Annotated in this window: 12 protein-coding genes; 4 read left to right on the forward strand and 8 right to left on the reverse strand. The window is 63.8% G+C overall.

Annotated elements, in window-relative coordinates:
- The first annotated feature begins 35 nt into the window (after positions 1 to 35).
- Positions 36 to 701 carry a 6-phosphogluconolactonase gene (gene pgl, locus BCL93_RS06540; protein ID WP_112054291.1) on the forward strand — a complete coding sequence of 222 codons (666 nt, stop codon included), beginning with the start codon at positions 36 to 38 and terminating at the stop codon, positions 699 to 701.
- A gap of 160 nt (positions 702 to 861) precedes the next feature.
- Positions 862 to 1524, forward strand: coding sequence for a bifunctional 4-hydroxy-2-oxoglutarate aldolase/2-dehydro-3-deoxy-phosphogluconate aldolase (locus BCL93_RS06545; protein ID WP_112054396.1), 663 nt, complete (start codon positions 862 to 864; stop codon positions 1522 to 1524).
- Positions 1525 to 1684: 160 nt separating this feature from the next.
- On the opposite strand, the gene BCL93_RS06550 is transcribed toward BCL93_RS06545, so the two are convergent.
- The 8 genes from BCL93_RS06550 to edd all read right to left on the reverse strand — a co-directional run bounded on the left by BCL93_RS06550 (position 1685) and on the right by edd (position 13705).
- Positions 1685 to 3433, reverse strand: coding sequence for an EAL domain-containing response regulator (locus BCL93_RS06550; RefSeq protein WP_258396027.1), 1749 nt, complete (start codon positions 3431 to 3433; stop codon positions 1685 to 1687).
- Between the two features lie 50 nt (positions 3434 to 3483).
- Positions 3484 to 5967 carry a PAS domain S-box protein gene (locus tag BCL93_RS06555; RefSeq protein ID WP_112054292.1) on the reverse strand — a complete coding sequence of 828 codons (2484 nt, stop codon included), beginning with the start codon at positions 5965 to 5967 and terminating at the stop codon, positions 3484 to 3486.
- Between the two features lie 101 nt (positions 5968 to 6068).
- Positions 6069 to 7037 (reverse strand): carbohydrate kinase family protein, encoded by a 969-nt coding sequence (locus tag BCL93_RS06560; protein ID WP_112054294.1) that lies wholly within the window; start codon positions 7035 to 7037, stop codon positions 6069 to 6071.
- Positions 7034 to 8728: a glucose-6-phosphate isomerase gene (gene pgi, locus BCL93_RS06565; RefSeq protein ID WP_112054296.1), complete on the reverse strand. Its 1695-nt coding sequence runs from the start codon at positions 8726 to 8728 to the stop codon at positions 7034 to 7036. Before pgi ends, BCL93_RS06560 begins: the two co-directional genes overlap by 4 nt.
- A 130-nt stretch (positions 8729 to 8858) precedes the next feature.
- The gene (locus tag BCL93_RS06570) at positions 8859 to 9734 is read right to left on the reverse strand and encodes an aldo/keto reductase (protein WP_112054298.1); all 876 of its coding nucleotides are present in this window, start codon (positions 9732 to 9734) and stop codon (positions 8859 to 8861) included.
- Positions 9734 to 10780, reverse strand: coding sequence for a D-hexose-6-phosphate mutarotase (locus BCL93_RS06575; protein ID WP_258396028.1), 1047 nt, complete (start codon positions 10778 to 10780; stop codon positions 9734 to 9736). Before BCL93_RS06575 ends, BCL93_RS06570 begins: the two co-directional genes overlap by 1 nt.
- Positions 10777 to 11745 carry a glucokinase gene (glk, locus tag BCL93_RS06585; protein ID WP_112054300.1) on the reverse strand — a complete coding sequence of 323 codons (969 nt, stop codon included), beginning with the start codon at positions 11743 to 11745 and terminating at the stop codon, positions 10777 to 10779. Before glk ends, BCL93_RS06575 begins: the two co-directional genes overlap by 4 nt.
- A 73-nt stretch (positions 11746 to 11818) precedes the next feature.
- The gene (gene edd, locus BCL93_RS06590) at positions 11819 to 13705 is read right to left on the reverse strand and encodes a phosphogluconate dehydratase (RefSeq protein ID WP_181463047.1); all 1887 of its coding nucleotides are present in this window, start codon (positions 13703 to 13705) and stop codon (positions 11819 to 11821) included.
- A gap of 223 nt (positions 13706 to 13928) precedes the next feature.
- Here edd and gap point away from each other — a divergent pair, with 223 nt between their 5' ends.
- Both gap and BCL93_RS06600 read left to right on the forward strand, forming a co-directional pair.
- Positions 13929 to 14930: a type I glyceraldehyde-3-phosphate dehydrogenase gene (gene gap / locus BCL93_RS06595; RefSeq protein WP_112054400.1), complete on the forward strand. Its 1002-nt coding sequence runs from the start codon at positions 13929 to 13931 to the stop codon at positions 14928 to 14930.
- 235 nt (positions 14931 to 15165) lie between these two features.
- Positions 15166 to 15582, forward strand: a complete 417-nt coding sequence (locus tag BCL93_RS06600; protein ID WP_112054303.1) for a hypothetical protein — start codon at positions 15166 to 15168, stop codon at positions 15580 to 15582.
- Positions 15583 to 15670: the final 88 nt, after the last annotated feature.

A 15670-nucleotide genomic window follows, 5' to 3' on the forward strand; every position in this document is an offset into this window, starting at 1 on the left:
AGCGGGGCGCCATGTTAACTGCACGAGGATGCAACATGAGCACCAGTCGCGAACATTTGGCCCAGCAGTTGGCTGAGGCCGTGGCCGAAGCGCTGCGCGCCGATCTCGCCCATCAGGACAGGGCCTTGCTGGTGGTCTCCGGCGGTTCCACCCCGGTGCCGTTCTTCCATGCGCTGGCCGCCAAGTCGCTGCCGTGGTCGCGTATCGATGTGACCCTGGCCGACGAGCGCTGGGTCGCCGAGTCGGCCTCCGACAGCAATGCCCGGCTGGTGCGTGAGCACCTGCTGACGGCAGAAGCGGCTGCCGCCAATTTCGTGCCTCTGACCACCGACGATGCCAACCCTGAGCAGGGCGCGGCGGTCGTCGGCGAGCGTCTGGCGGGGCTTAGCTGGCCGGCGAGCATGGTCATTCTCGGCATGGGCGACGATGGCCACACGGCCTCGCTGTTCCCGGATAGCCAGGAACTGCCGCTGGCGCTGAGCACCGAAGCGACGGTCGTTGCGGTGCGCACTCCCAGCCAGCCCCAGGCGCGGATCACTCTGAGCGCCGATCGGCTGCATCAGGCCAAGCGCCATGTGCTACATCTCAACGGCGAGGGCAAGCGTTCCAAGCTGGCCGCAGCCCTGAGCGGCGATGACGTGCAAGCGCTGCCGATTCGCGCCTTCCTTGCCTGTCCGCTGGCGATCTACTGGGCGCCCTAGGAAACACTGGATGAATGCCTGCGCGTTTCAATCACTGCGTTGCGCGGTGCTCGGAATCCTCACATATACCGCATATGCTCCGGTTCCTGTGCTCCGTGCGCCTTGTGCTTGAACCGCTCGACGATTGATTCAGCGCTTCCTTGATTTTTTGGAGACCATCATGACCATTGACAAGCAGCTGCCTTCCACCCGCACGACCGAACTCGACAGCATCTGTCTCAAGGCCGAGGTGATCCCGGTGATCACCATCGAACGCATCGAGGATGCCGTCCCTCTGGCGCGTGCTCTGGTCGAGGGTGGCCTGCCGGTGCTGGAGATCACCCTGCGTACCGACTGTGCGCTTGAGGCCATCCGTCGCATGCGGGAAGCCTTGCCCGGCGCTAGCATTGGCGTTGGCACCGTGCTGACGCCGGCTCAGTACCGTCAGGCCGAACAGGTCGGGGCCGATTTTGTGGTGACACCCGGGGCGACCGAGGCCCTGTACCGCTATGGGGTCGAGAGCCCGGTGCCCATGCTGCCCGGTATCTCCACCATCTCCGAGCTGATGACCGGCTGGCAGTATGGCTATCGTCGCTTCAAGTTCTTCCCGGCGGAATCCAGTGGCGGTGCCAAGGCCATCAAGTCCTTCGGCGGCCCGATTCCCGAGGCGCGCTTCTGCCCGACCGGCGGCATCACCGTCGACAATGCCGAAGACTACCTCAAGCTGCCTAACGTGATGTGTGTGGGCGGCTCCTGGCTGACGCCCCAGGCGCTGGTCGAGGCCGAGGACTGGGACGGCATCCGCGAGCTGGCACGCCAGGCCGCCGAGCGTTTCCACCACTGAACCGGCCGCCGGCAGAGTGCTTCATCGCTAAACGTTTCTCTCTCGACAGCTCTGCTGTTGTTCGACCCGCCGCTGGCGGGTCTTTTTTTACCTGCCGAGTCGCTTCCCATCGCTATCGCTACCGGCGGTACTCCCTGCCGTAAGGCTATCTGGGCAGGCGCTAGGCCATCGCCGCTTGCTGCTGGCGATGCCAGTCGGCGAAGGCCTCAGGCGGCAGCGGGCGGGAATAGTAGTAGCCCTGAGCGGTCTCAAAGCCCAGCTCGCGGAGCAGGGTCGCCTGGGAGGCTTGCTCGATGCCTTCGGCGACCACGTCGCAACAGAAGCTGTGCGCCATGGCGATGACGGTGGCGGCCAGATTGCGGTCCTCTTCGCTATCCGGAAGAGGACTGACGAAGGCGCGATCAATCTTCAGGGTGCTGACCGGCAGGGTCTTCAAGTAGGCAAGCGACGAGTAGCCGGTGCCGAAGTCATCGATGGCGATACGAGTGCCGGCGCGAGCGAGGATGGTGAGCTGCTCGCGGGCCAGGCCGACATCCACCATCAGCCCCGATTCGGTGACTTCGAGTCCCAGGCTGGAGCCGGGCAGGTCGTACCAGCGCAGACGTTCCAGCAGCCGCTCGGCGAAATCCTGTCGCGACAGTTGGCGGGCCGCCACGTTGATGGCCAGGTGGAAGTCCTCATTGATCCAGGCTTCCTGGCGCCACGCCTTGAGCTGATCGAGCGCCGCATCGATGACCCAGTCGCCGATGGCGAGGATATCGCCGCTGGCTTCGGCCAGAGGGATGAAGTCGGCCGGCGAGACCGTTCCGAAGTCGGGATGATGCCAGCGCAGCAGCGCCTCGGCACCGACTGCTCGTCCGCTGGCAAGATCGACCTTGGGCTGGAAGGCCAGCTCGAGCTCGCCCCGTTCTCCTGCACCGCGCAGAGCCTGTTGCAGCCTTAGGCGACGGCGCTGTTGCTGCTCAAGGGTCTCGGAATAGTACTGCACCATCGGCGAGTAACCATGAGGAAGGGCCAGTGCGGCCTGGTGGATCAGACGCTCGGGTTCGAAGCGGCTGGCCTGGCAGATGCCGACTCGCGCCTTGATGGACAGCAGCAGGTCGCCCACGGGGTGGTCCTGATGAATCAGGCGACACAGACAGTTGGCCAGCTCAACGAGGGTTGCGGTATCCACGGGATCGGGGCAGATCACCAGCCACTCAGTGCCTCCCCAGGGACCGACGACATGCGAGGGCGGCAGCTTGGCCGCGAGTCGCTGGCCGAGCTGTTTGAGCAGCCCTTCGATGGCGCTGTAGCCATGCAGGCGCACGATGTCATCCAGCTCGTCCAGGGCGATGAAGAGGATGCCGGTGGGGTCGCTAAGCGTTGCGCGCTGTTCTAGCACCTCACTCAATCCATGGCGGTTGGGCAGATCGGTCGTCGGATCGGTGCGCGTTTGGCGTTCGAGCGCCTGGGTGCGCAATGACACCAGGTGTTCGAGGGCTTCCGCCTGCTGATCTCGGACCTCGAAGCGGTGTTGCACCGAAAGGACATTATTGATGCGCTGCAAGACCTCATCGTGGCGAAAGGGCTTGGTCAGGAAGTCACGCGCGCCTAGAGACAGGGCTGTTTGCCGGGTCTCATGATCGTGCTGGGCGGTGAGCACGATCACCGGTGGCGCCTGGGAGTCGAAGCGTTCCGTGAGAGCACTCATGACGCCATGGCCGTCAAGGCCCGGCATGCGGATGTCGAGGAGGATAAGATCCGGGCAATCGGCCTCGCAGAGCGACACCACGCGACTGCTGTCGCTGGTGCTGGTGACGTTTTCGAAGCCGTGATCGTCGAGCAGATCGAGCAGCAGCTCGACGTTTGCCGGATTATCGTCAACCACCAGCAGGCGCTTATGGGTCAGGGCGGTGTCATCCGTCAACGTAGGGCTCCTTGAATCGCGGGCATCATGTGAGCATCAGGTATCGAGCATCAGGACAGCAGGCGAGCCAGCGTCTCGCTAAATGTGCCTAGATCTAGCGGCTTGGTGAGATAGGCATCGAAACCGGCCTTTTGGCCGGGTTGCTGGTCGCAGGCCATGGCATTGGCCGACAGGGCGATCACCGGCAGATCGGCATGCTCGGTGGATTGGCGCAGCACGGCCAATGCCTGATAGCCGTCCATGCCCGGTAGGTGCAGGTCCATTAGCACCAGATCCGGAGGGCAGTGGCGGATCAGCTCGAGGCCGACTTCAGCACTGGGCACCACCTGCAGGCTGAAACCTTCGAGATCCTCGATGATGTCCTCCATGAGACGCTGATTGGCGGGGTTGTCTTCGATGTAGAGCAGTCGATGACCCGTCAGGCGGGTGTTCGTCTCATTTGCATCCGGCGAGGCGTCATGTTCCTTGGCTGCGCCATTAACGGCCAGCGGCAGTTCGAACCAGAAGTCGCTGCCTTCGCCGGGGGTGCTGTCGACGCCGATGGAGCCCTGCATGTGCACAACCAGCTCGCGGGTGATGGCCAGGCCAATTCCGGTGCCCTCGATAGCACTGTGTTCGGCGGTAAGTCGTTGAAAGGGCTCGAACAGCTCTGCCTGATGCTCGGTAGGAATTCCATGGCCGGTGTCACTGACGGTGACGCGCACGCGAGAGTCGATTAGCGTGACGTACAGCTTCACGTGCCCGGCTTCACGGTTGTACTTGATGGCGTTGGACATCAGGTTCAACAACACCTGCTTGGTGCGGGTATAGTCGGCAATCACGGCAATATCCGGCTCGGGTGACCTGGCCATCAGTTTGATCCCGGCATTCTCGGCGATGCCTGCCAGGGTGTCTCTGGCATCCACGATAAGGCTGCCCAGCGACAGGGGTTCCAGGGATAGCTGCAGGTGTCCTGCTTCGATCTTGGCGAGATCCAGTACTTCATTGATCAAGCCGAGCAGATGATGGCCGCTCTTTTCGATCTGGTGGACCTGACGCTGCTGGCGTTCGTTGAGCGGCGCTTTGCGGCTATTGGCAAGCAGCTGGGCGAAGCCGAGAATCGCGTTGAGCGGGGTGCGCAGTTCGTGACTCATCGAAGACAGAAAGTCGCTCTTGGCCAAGTTGGCCTTTTCAGCCTGGTCCCGGGCGGTTGCCAGTTCGGCGATGATGTTCTCGCGCTGTGCTTGCTGGCGATAGAAGTTGATCAACAGCGCACAGGTCGCCGTAAAGGGCTCGAGCCAGTCGAGCAAGGCCTCATCGAAGCGCTGGGGGCTGTTGGCGATGGCATACATGCCGATCACCTGGTCGCCGTCGTGAATCGGCACGCCGAGATAGTTGTGGATGGCGGGATGACCGGAAGGAAAGCCGCCGCGATGAGGGTGCGAGGCCAGGTCATTGGTCATCACCGTTTCGCCGTGGGCGAACACCCGGCCAAGCAGGCTGTTGGGATTATCCAGCGTCATGTCGCCACTGCGCAGACGCAACATCAAGGCCTTGGATTCCTCGCTCCAGCTCAGATCGGTGATGGCGTGGATCTTCAGCGCCGGATGCTTGTCGACCTTGATGACTTCGCCGATCAGCGCATAGTCGCTGCCGGTGAGTTCTCTTAGGCCATCCATCAGGAACTCCCAGAGTCGCTCCCCCGACATTAGCGCCTGGTAGTCGGTGATGCCCTGATGAAGCACCTTGAGCAGCGCTGCCTGCCGCTGAGCGGAGGTGATGTCGTGGGCGACGCCGACGGTGCCGCGAATGGTGCCCTTTGCATCGCGCAGTGGCGATACGGTTACATCAAACACGGTGTCGTTGAGCGGTGGCAGGATGAAGCGCTCGGGTTCGCCCTGGCGCATGACTGACTGCTCGGCGGCAGCCAGGCGCTCGGCGATTGGTGTGGGGAGATGAGCCTCGATGTCTTGAGGATCCTTGGGAGGCGCATAGAGCCCCAAATGGGCGAAGCAGGCGCTATTGGCGGTCAGGTAGCGCCCGCGCGTGCTGCGAGCATAGATGGGATCCTTGCTGCCATCGAGAATGGCGCGAAGCAGTGCGCGCTCGCGCACGATATCCTGGCGAACCGAGTGGATCTCTGTCAGGTCGGTGAGTATGCCGAGGAACTCGCTGATCTCGCCTTGCTCGTCGTGCAGCACGTTGACCGCCAGGTGCACCGGAATGGCATGGCCGTCACGATGCTGGGCCTCGACCTCGCGGCCGATGCCGACGATTCTCGGCGCCCCGCCGGCGAGGTAGCGAGCGAGGAAATCGTCGTGTTGATGGCCAGTCGACGAGGCCATCAGGCAGGCCACGTTCTTGCCGATGATGGCCTCGTGAGCATAGCCAAGCAGCGACAGTGCGAAGGGATTGACCTCCTGGATGATCCCCTGGCGATCGATGCGCACGATGCCCGTTGGTGCTTCCTCGACCAGCGCCTCATAGCGTCGCGCGATTTCTTCAAGCTCCGTCAGGCGCCGTGCGTCGCTATCGGGGGAATCGGGGTGCGTCATTGTCTCTCCGTGATCGCTGGCCTGCGCCAAGCGTCTGTTGGGCAGGCGGTCAACGTATCATGGAGTATCGGCTGAATATCGCCCGGCTTTATCCCTACGCGCTAGAAGGCTGCCAGCTCGTGGGCGGTGGGCAGGGCCGCATAGGCGCCGGGGCGAGTGACCGCATGGGCACCGCAGCGGCAGGCGACGTCCACGGCACGACGCAGCAGGGCCTCGTCGTGCCACCAGTCGTTGCCGGCTTGTTGGGCAGACAGGTCCTGGTTGGCAAGAGTGGCCAGCAGACCCCCGATGAAGGCATCGCCGCCGGCGGTAGTGTCTACCGCGGTGACGCGAGGCGGGGTGACCGTGAAACAGCCATTCACGGTGCGCACTTCGACCGCGCCAGGACCATCGGTGATCAGGATCAGGCGTACGCCGGCGGTCAGGCGCTCGGCCAGCCAGTCCTCGGCGGGGTGGTCCCCGCGCAGGAAATCGAGTTCCTCGCGGGCCAGCTTGAGCAGGGCGGCACGCTCGATCAGCTGCGTCACCGGGCCGATCTCGGCCTGACCGGTCGACCAGAGGTTGTGTCGCAGGTTGGCATCGACGCTGACCAAGCTGCCGCTCTTGGCCGCCATGTCGGCGAGACTCAGGGTAGTCTCGGCGATGCCGTCTTCGGTCAGGCTGTTGCTGCACAGGTGCAGGATTGCCGGAGTCTCGAAGACCCCGGGCGGCAGGTGCTCGAGGCGGTACAGCAGGTCCGCCGCCGGTGGCCGGTAGAAGTCGAAGGTGCGCTCGCCCGCCGCATCACGAGACACGAAGGCCAGCGCCGTGCGCGCTTCGCGGGTGCGCACCACGCCCGAGGTATCGACCCCATGAGACTCGAGCTCTGCGGCCAGGAAGTCGCCGAAGTGGTCATCGCCGAGCATGCCGAGAAAGCGGCTGGGCACACCCAGACGGGCGCAGGCCACGGCGACATTGGCCGGCGCTCCGCCGGCGTAGGGGGTGAAGGTCTCGGGGCCCTGGGCATCGTCGCCCAGGCGGCTGGAGAGCATGTCGACGAGGGCCTCGCCGAAGGCAATGATGGGTGTCATGAGGAAGTATCCTGCTTGGCCGGTGACTGGGTGGCTTTGGCCTTGGCGGTATTCTTCTTGGTGCCTTCAGCAGCCTTGGCCTTTGCGGCGGTACCGCTCTGGCGCTCGCCGAAGTGGCCGCGTACCAGGGCCAGCAGCCCCTGGGTCGAGGCATCGAAGTCCTGGCTGTTCTCGTCGATGCGCTCGCTGATCTCGCCGGCGATGCGCTTGCCGAGCTGAACGCCCCACTGATCGAAGGAATTGATGTTCCAGATCACGCCCTGCACGAACACCTTGTGTTCGTAGAGCGCGATCAGTGCGCCCAGGTTCTTCGGCGTCAGTTCATCCAGCAATAGGGTGCTCGACGGACGGTTACCCGGGCAGCTGTAGGGGTCGAGCTGGCTGCTGTCCTGGCTGCCTTCCATGAAGGCATTGGCCTGGGCGAGCATGTTGGTCAGCAGCGCGAAGTGGTGGTCTTCGAAGCCGGACTCGGGCTTCAGCGAGCCGATGAAGTCGATCGGTACAAAGCGTGTGCCTTGGTGCAGCAATTGGAAGAAAGCGTGCTGGCCGTTGGAACCGGTCTCGCCCCAGACGATCGGTCCGGTCTTGTAGTTGACCGGCTGGCCGAAGATATCCACGGATTTGCCGTTGGACTCCATGTCGAGCTGCTGCAGGAAGGCGGGCAACTGATGCAGGGCCTGATCATAGGGCACGATGGCCTGCGTCTCGGCACCGTGGAAGTTGATGTACCAGATGCCGATCAGTGCCATCAGCACCGGCATGTTCTCGGCGAAGGGGGCCTCGATGAAGTGCCTGTCCATCTCTTGGGCGCCCTCGAGCAGCTCGATGAAGCCCTCGAATCCGATGGACAGCGCGATGGGCAGGCCGATCGATGACCACATCGAATAACGCCCGCCGACCCAGGCCCAGAACTCGAAGACGTTTTCTTCGCGAATGCCAAACTCCATCGCTGCCTTGCGATTGGTCGAGGCAGCGATGAAGTGAGCGCCCACGTCGGCGTCTTCGCCGGCACCATCCAGGAACCAGCGCCTGGCGGTCTTGGCGTTGAGCAGCGTCTCCTGCGTCGAGAACGTCTTGGTCGAGACGATGAACAGCGTGGTCGCCGGGTCGAGGCGCTTCAACACCTTCTGGATATGGGTGCCATCGACGTTGGAAACGAAGTGGAAGTTGAGCTCGGGATGACGATGCTTGAGCAGCGCCCGACAGGCCATGTTGGGGCCGAGATCCGAGCCGCCGATGCCGATGTTGACCACGTCCTTGATGCGCTCGCCGCTGTAGCCTTTCCACTCGCCGCTGCGCACCTCTTCCGAAAAACGCTTGATCTGCTCGCGGGTCTGGTGAATCTCCGGCATCACGTTCTTGCCATCCACGTAGACCGGCTCGTCGCTCAGGTTGCGCAGGGCAGTGTGCAGCACCGGGCGGTCTTCGGTGACATTGATGATGTCGCCGGAGAACATCTGCGCGCGGCGCTGCACTAGGGCGGAATGGTCGGCAAGCTCGATCAGCGTCTTGAGCACCTCGTCGGACACCTGATGCTTGGAGTAGTCGAGGAAGAGTCCACCGACGCGCAGGCTCATCTTCTCGAAGCGCTCGGGGTCAGCCGTGAAGTAGTCGCTGATGCGATCATTGGCGGTCTGCTGGTGCAGGCGCTCGAGGGCCTGCCAGGTGACGCTGCGGGTCAGTTGGAACATGCCGTCCTCCGGGATCGTGGGTGGCGTCATTGTTGTGGTGGTTGCTTGTTATCATGGTCGTCGATTGGATGAATCGAGTCACCCGTGGCGGATGTTTCTCTGTCAGCGCTCGTATCGGCACCCAGACCGCTCAGGCGACGCGGTGGCTGCGAGCCTCCTCGAGCAGGGCAAACCAGGTGGGGCGCTCCAGGTTCAGGTTGGCGCCGGTCAGCAATTCATCGATGCGGCTGGGCCTCAGGGTGCCAATCACCGGCACCGGGCGCTGGGGCAGGGCCCTGAGCCAGGCGAGGGCGAGGCCGGCGGAACTGGTCTCGAGGTCCTCCGCGATCCTTGAGAGCGATTCGCCGAGAACGTCCTCGAAGACGATGCCTCCGCCCAGCGGCGACCATGCCATGGGCTGCAGGTTATCGGCGATCAGAGCGTCATAGCGTCCGTCGAACAGCGGGTCAGGGTAGGCCAGCGACAGCTGCAGCTGGTGGCCGACCAGCTTGTGCTGCATGGCGTGCTGCAGTCGACGCCACTGTTCGGGCAGGAAGTTCGAGACCCCAGCGGCGCCGATCTTGCCGGCGTCAATGGCGGCGTCCAGTGCGCGGGCGGTGTCCTCGGCATTCATCAGCGGGTCGGGGCGGTGGAGCAGGAAGTGCTCGAGGCGCTCGACGCCGAGACGATCCAGGGCGTCGTCGATGGCCTGGGTGATGTACTCAGGCGAGCTGTCGTAGTGCTTGACGCCCATCGGCGAGAGATCGCGCCCGGGGGTGACGATGCTTGCCTTGGTGACGATCTTGACTCGCTTGGCGAGCTCCGGGCGGGCGCGCAGCGCCTGCCCGAACAGGGTTTCGCCCTGACGGTCGCCGTAGATGTCGGCATGGTCGAACCAGTTGAGGCCCTGGTCGAGGCGCGCCTCGATCCAGTCGGCCATGGCGTTCGGCTGGTGCAACGCCTCGTCTTCATGCAACCGCATCATGCCCAGCAGGAAGGGGGCATCGCGAAAAAGCTCGGTGCTCATCAATCGCTCTCCGCACGTGACAGGGTAGTGCCCAGCAGGTGCTGGGCACCGGGAACCAGCCAGACCGGATCGAGGCGCGTGAAGGCTGACTCGACGCACAGGAAGTGGCGACCGGCCTGCGCTGAGGTGTCGGCCGGCAGGTCATCGCCCGGATGCCAGACCACCGTCGAGTCGCTGCCCTGCTTGGCGATAGTGAGCTGGCGCTCGCCGTCATCCAATACCAGTGGCCGGTTGGAATGATAGATGCGATCCAGAGGACCACGGATGCCAAGCTCGCCCTGCTGCTCACGTTCGGCGAAGCCGGCGCGTTTGTCGAGATAGCGAGCACCCGCAAGGCCAGTAAGGCGGCAGCCCTGTACGTTGGCCACGGCCAGGTAGCTGTGCAGGGCGGCGGTCAGCTTGACCGGCGTTTCACCGACATGCTCGCTGATCAGCTCCACGTGCAGGCGCTGGGCATTGGCCTGGATCACCGCTCGCACCAGCAGCTGAGAGTGCAGGCGCTGAGTAGGCGAGAGGTGCAGCTCGACGCCTTCCTCATGCTCGTCCACGGCGTCCAGGTGCCAGTCCGTCAGGCGTGCCGGGCCATGCATGGGGCCGGAACGGTCCGGCGACTCATCGGCGGTATGCTCGTCGGCGAACCAGGGCCAGCATAGCGGGATACCCCCGCGAATCGCGCCCGGCCGCTGCTGTGGCGTAGGGGTGACCCAAAGCCAGCCACCGGGCACAAGGCCGCTTTCATCGGCGTCCGCCGCCGGAGATTCCGCTGCTTCTAGCGCAGCATCGGGCGTCTGAGTGGCGGGCGCTTTTCGTGCGGCATTGGGCGCGGGTGAAGCGCCTGCGGCTCGCCCGGTTTCGGGCGTCTGAGTGGCGGGTGCTTTTCGCGCGGCATCGGGCGCGGTTAAGAAGTGCAGCACCTGGGCGCCTTGCAGCGATACCACAAGCTCCCCCCAGGGCTCACGGGCCAGCCACAGGGTGCGCCCCTGCCATTCGGCTTGGCGCTGTCCATGAGTGGAATCCAGCAGTTCGCGCAGGGACCTTGGAATCATTCGACCTCCTCGTTGTGCAATGCCTCGGCGGCGCCCAGCAGCCCCGTCCAGGGTGCGGTCACCACCCAGCTCGGGATGTCGGCATTGTAAGCGCTCATCCGGCCCTTGTCGGCAAAGGCAGCACGAAAGCGGCTATCCGGCAGCCAGTCAATCAGCCGTGGCAGGATGCCACCGCACAGGTAGACACCGCCACGGGCACCGATGGTCAGGGCCGCATCGCCGCACACGTCTCCGAGGATCTTGAGGAAGCGCTGCACGGTGTCCACCGCGATGGCATCGCTTTCGGCGGCACCGGCCGTGACCTCGGCGGGGCTCTGATAGTGCGGGTTGACGCCCTTCAGGGAGGCATGGGCGCAGTAAAGGTCCAGAAGCCCCTGCCCGCAGAGGATGCGCTCCACCGAAACGCGGCCATAGCGTGAATGGAAATAGCGCAGCAGGTTCTGTTCTCGCTCGTCGGTGGGCGCGAAGGTCACATGTCCCCCCTCGGTAGGCAGCGGAATCCAGGCGTGCTGACCGGGGAAGACCCCGGCTACGCCGAGGCCGGTGCCGGGGCCGATCACCAGGCGGATGCTGTGTGCCTGGGCCGAGCCGCCGCCCACCGGGACGAGATCCTCGGTGGCGACATGAGGCACGCCCAGCGCCTGGGCGGTGAAGTCGTTGATGACTTTGAATAGCTTGAGGTTGAGCGACTGCTGTACCTCGGCTTTCGAGAAGGCCCAGGCATTGTTGGTCATCTTGACCCAGTCGTCGTGTACCGGGCAGGCGAAGGCCAGGCAGGCTTCCCGCGGGGCGCGCTCGCCACCATGGCCGACCCGCACCAGATAATCATCGACGGCGTCCACCAGGCTCGGATAGTCGGCGCAGGGCAGGCTCAGGATGTCGTGGGGCGCGAAACTCCCCGGCGTCACCAGCGCAAAGCGTGCGTTGGTGCCACCAATATCACCAATCAGGGCAGGGCGGGTCATGTATCTGCCTCCGGCGTTCGAAAAAGGGCGCCGCCGCTTTCGGCGGCGGCACCCATCAGAGCGGGGCGGGTCACTAGGCGTCCTCTTCCTGAATCTGCTGTTGCTGGCGCGCCAGGTCGTCGGCTTCGAAGCCGCCGAACACGCCGGCACCTTCTTCGGCGCCCATGGCCAGATGGCGGAAGCCGGCAAAGAGCTCGCGGCCAAGCCCAGAGTGGTAGTGCTCCAGGTTGGCGTCAGCCAGGGAGCGCTTGGCCCACTCATCGGCCTTGACGAGTACGCTGAGCTCGCCGCGGTTGGCGTCAAGGCGCACCACGTCGCCTTCCTTGAGCTTGGCCAGTGGGCCGCCGTCGATGGCTTCCGGAGTCATGTGGATGGCCGCCGGCACCTTGCCCGAGGCGCCTGACATGCGCCCGTCGGTGACCAGGGCGACCTTGAAACCACGATCCTGCAGCACGCCGAGGAAAGGCGTGAGCTTGTGCAGTTCCGGCATGCCGTTGGCCTTTGGCCCCTGGAAGCGCACCACGACCACCACGTCTCGGTCGAGCTCGCCGGCTTCGAAGGCGGCCTTGAGCTGATTCTGATCATCGAAGATCCGCACCGGCGCTTCCACCAGCCGGTGCTCGGCTTCCACGGCAGAGACCTTGATCACCCCGCGGCCCAGATTGCCGTCAAGTACGGTCAGGCCGCCGGTCGGGGCGAAGGCCTCAGATACCGGACGCAGCACATCGCGGTCGAGGCTCTCGGTGGGGCCCTCGTGCCAGACCAGCTTGCCGTCCTCGAGGAAGGGCTCCTGGGTGTAGGCGCTCATGTCGGTGCCGAAGACGGTAGCGATATCCTGGTGGATCAGCCCGGCGCCGAGCAGTTCGCGAATCAGCAGGCTCATGCCGCCGGCGGCCTGGAAATGGTTGATGTCGGCCTGACCGTTGGGGTAGATGCGCGTCATGCTCGGCACCACGGCGGAAAGGGCAGTGAAGTCGTCCCAGGTGATGGTCAGCCCCGCCGCGGCGGCCATGGCCACCAGATGCAGGGTGTGGTTGGTCGAGCCGCCGGAGGCCAGCAGGCCGACCATGGCGTTGACAATCGCCTTCTCATCGACTTGCTTGTAGAAGGGACGATAGTCGCCGCCGGCCTCTGTGTTGCGGATCGTCTGTTCGGCCGCGTAGCGGGTCAGTGCCTCGCGCAGCGGGGTGCCCGGGTTGATGAATGAAGCGCCGGGCAGGTGCAGACCCATGATCTCCATCATCAACTGGTTGGAGTTGGCAGTGCCATAGAAGGTGCAGGTGCCCGGGCCATGGTAAGAATCGGACTCGGCCTGCAGGAGATCTTCGCGGCCGACTTTGCCTTCGGCGAACAGCTGGCGGATACGGGCCTTTTCCTTGTTGGGGAGGCCACTGGTCATAGGGCCGGCCGGCACGAAGGTCGACGGCAGGTGGCCGAAGCGCGCGGCGCTGATGAACAGTCCTGGCACGATCTTGTCACATACACCGAGGAAGATCGCACCGTCGAACATGTTGTGCGATAGCCCCACGGCGGCGGCCATTGCGATCACCTCGCGGGAGTAAAGCGACAGCTCCATGCCAGGCTGGCCCTGTGTGACGCCGTCGCACATGGCCGGTACGCCGCCGGCGAACTGGGCGGTCGAGCCCATGGCGCGGGCGGCATCCTTGATGGTTTCCGGGAAGGATTCCAGCGGCTGGTGCGCCGACAGCATGTCGTTATATGACGAAATGATGCCGAGGTTGGCACTGTTCATCATCTTGAGCCGACCCTTGTCGGTATCGCCGCACGCGGCGAAGCCGTGAGCCAGGTTGCCGCAGGACAGCTCGCCGCGATGCACACCGCGGCCATGCTGGTCGGCCATGCGGCGTTCATAGAGAGCCCGCCGCTCCTGGGAGCGTTCGCGAATGCGTTCGGTGACCTGGCGGACGACGTCGTTCAGAGGGGTATCTTGTGTAGCCATGGGCAGCCTCGCTGAGGGGTGGTGGGTGGCAATGTTTGTAAATTTAGCAAAAAATTGCCTTGAATGTCGTCATGCTTTGGGCCAAATTGGGGCGCAAATGTAAGATTATTTCACTGGGGGTCGCGGCGGTATTTCGACCGTCTCTCGTATGCTTCGGGCAATGTTCCTGCATATGACCCTCGATTCAAGCAGACGCCAGCAGAATCAGCGTGAGGATGCCGTCATGACGTTACGAGTAGCTATCAATGGTTTCGGCCGCATCGGCCGCAATGTGCTGCGAGCACTCTACGAAAACGGTTACAGCGACCGGATCGAGGTCGTTGCCATCAATGACCTGGGCGATCCGTCGCTCAATGCTCACCTGCTCAAGCACGATAGCGTGCATGGGCATTTCCCGCATCGGGTCGAGCACGATGACGAGAGCATCAGCATCGATGGTCAGCGCATCAGCATCTACGCTCAGCGAGATCCGGCACAGCTGCCGTGGAAATCCCTGAACGTCGATCTGGTCATGGAGTGCACCGGTCTTTTCGTCAAGAAGGCCGATGCCGGCAAACACCTTGAGGCCGGTGCCGGTCGCGTGCTGATTTCCGCGCCGAGCCCGGATGCCGACGCCACCGTGGTGTTTGGCGTCAACGACGACGTGCTGACTGCCGAACACAAGGTCGTGTCCAATGCCTCCTGCACTACCAACTGTCTGGCGCCGGTGGCCAAGGCCCTGAACGATGCTGTAGGCATCGAGAACGGCCTGATGACCACCGTTCATGCCTATACCAACGACCAGAATCTGTCTGACGTCTACCACAAGGACCCGTACCGGGCGCGCAGCGCGACCCAGTCGATGATCCCGACCAAGACCGGTGCCGCTGCGGCGGTGGGACTGGTGCTGCCGGAGCTCGAAGGCAAGTTCGACGGCCTGGCGGTGCGCGTGCCGGTGATCAACGTGTCGCTGGTCGATCTGGTGTTCAACGCCAGTCGCGACACCACCAAGGAAGAGATCAACGAGATCGTCGCCAAGGCGGCGGAAGGCTCCAAGGTGCTGGCCGTCAACGCCCAGCCGCTGGTGTCGATTGACTTCAATCATGATCCCAATTCCTCCACCTTCGATGCCAACCACACGCGGGTCAACGGTCGCCTGGTCAAGGTGATGGCCTGGTATGACAACGAGTGGGGCTTCTCCAATCGCATGCTGGACACAGCGCTGGCCATGCACGCCGCCTCCTGAGGCGGTAAAGGGTACGGACATCGCGTCATCCTGCGGTTCCGGCGATCTCACGGCTCCGCTCGTGTTCGCAGGCCGGCGGGATGTCCTACTTGCAGCAGAGGGTGCCGATAGGCACCCTTTTTTGTTGCCTTTCTTCATGACTTGGCGCTAATGGGGTCTCGCACTGGCGGCTTAGCTGCTAAGCTCTCACTTATCAAGGTCAATCATCTTCCTCAGCTTCAGGAAGCCAGCCATCATGGACAAGGCAGTAGCAGACACACATTGCCTCTTGGGGTCACAGCTGCGTGATCCGGACAGCGGGCGCCTGGGGCGTATCGTGGGCATCGATCAGTCCCGCGAGGCCCCGGCACTGCTGGTCAACTGGGGCCAGTCGGGCGTAGAACGAGTGGCGCTCAGCGTCACCGAGCTGTCTGATCTGGTAACGGCAAGCCTTGCCCATGAGCGCAATGTGCGTGAAAACGTTCGCGAAGACAGGACCGTCTCGGAACGCCAGCCTTCCCGCGCCGCTGAGCAGGCCCACGAGCGCACGCGCAGAGACCAGCCAGCGGGTCGCGCTCGAGATGACGAAGCTGCACCCAATGTCTCCTCATCGGCAGCGACCGGGGCGGTCGACTATCGCCCCCTGGCGACCGGCAGCGATGGTCGCCGCTGAGGACAGGGCTGCTTAGCCGTCACCTGGGTGAGAGTGGGCGTTGACTGCCGCCGGGTTTAATCGTAGTTATTTATCGTATTTTGAGTCA

Origin of the sequence: Onishia taeanensis, assembly GCF_003268885.1 — a bacterium.
In the GTDB taxonomy this organism is placed as follows: Bacteria; Pseudomonadota; Gammaproteobacteria; order Pseudomonadales; family Halomonadaceae; genus Onishia; species Onishia taeanensis_A.

Coding starts and splice junctions, on each gene's coding strand:
- pgl (WP_112054291.1), top strand. CDS start 36: ATGAGCACCAGTCGCGAACATTTGGCCCAGCAGTTGGCTGAGGCCGTG.
- BCL93_RS06545 (WP_112054396.1), top strand. CDS start 862: ATGACCATTGACAAGCAGCTGCCTTCCACCCGCACGACCGAACTCGAC.
- BCL93_RS06555 (WP_112054292.1), bottom strand. CDS start 5,967: ATGACGCACCCCGATTCCCCCGATAGCGACGCACGGCGCCTGACGGAG.
- BCL93_RS06560 (WP_112054294.1), bottom strand. CDS start 7,037: ATGACACCCATCATTGCCTTCGGCGAGGCCCTCGTCGACATGCTCTCC.
- pgi (WP_112054296.1), bottom strand. CDS start 8,728: ATGTTCCAACTGACCCGCAGCGTCACCTGGCAGGCCCTCGAGCGCCTG.
- BCL93_RS06570 (WP_112054298.1), bottom strand. CDS start 9,734: ATGAGCACCGAGCTTTTTCGCGATGCCCCCTTCCTGCTGGGCATGATG.
- BCL93_RS06575 (WP_258396028.1), bottom strand. CDS start 10,780: ATGATTCCAAGGTCCCTGCGCGAACTGCTGGATTCCACTCATGGACAG.
- glk (WP_112054300.1), bottom strand. CDS start 11,745: ATGACCCGCCCTGCCCTGATTGGTGATATTGGTGGCACCAACGCACGC.
- edd (WP_181463047.1), bottom strand. CDS start 13,705: ATGGCTACACAAGATACCCCTCTGAACGACGTCGTCCGCCAGGTCACC.
- gap (WP_112054400.1), top strand. CDS start 13,929: ATGACGTTACGAGTAGCTATCAATGGTTTCGGCCGCATCGGCCGCAAT.
- BCL93_RS06600 (WP_112054303.1), top strand. CDS start 15,166: ATGGACAAGGCAGTAGCAGACACACATTGCCTCTTGGGGTCACAGCTG.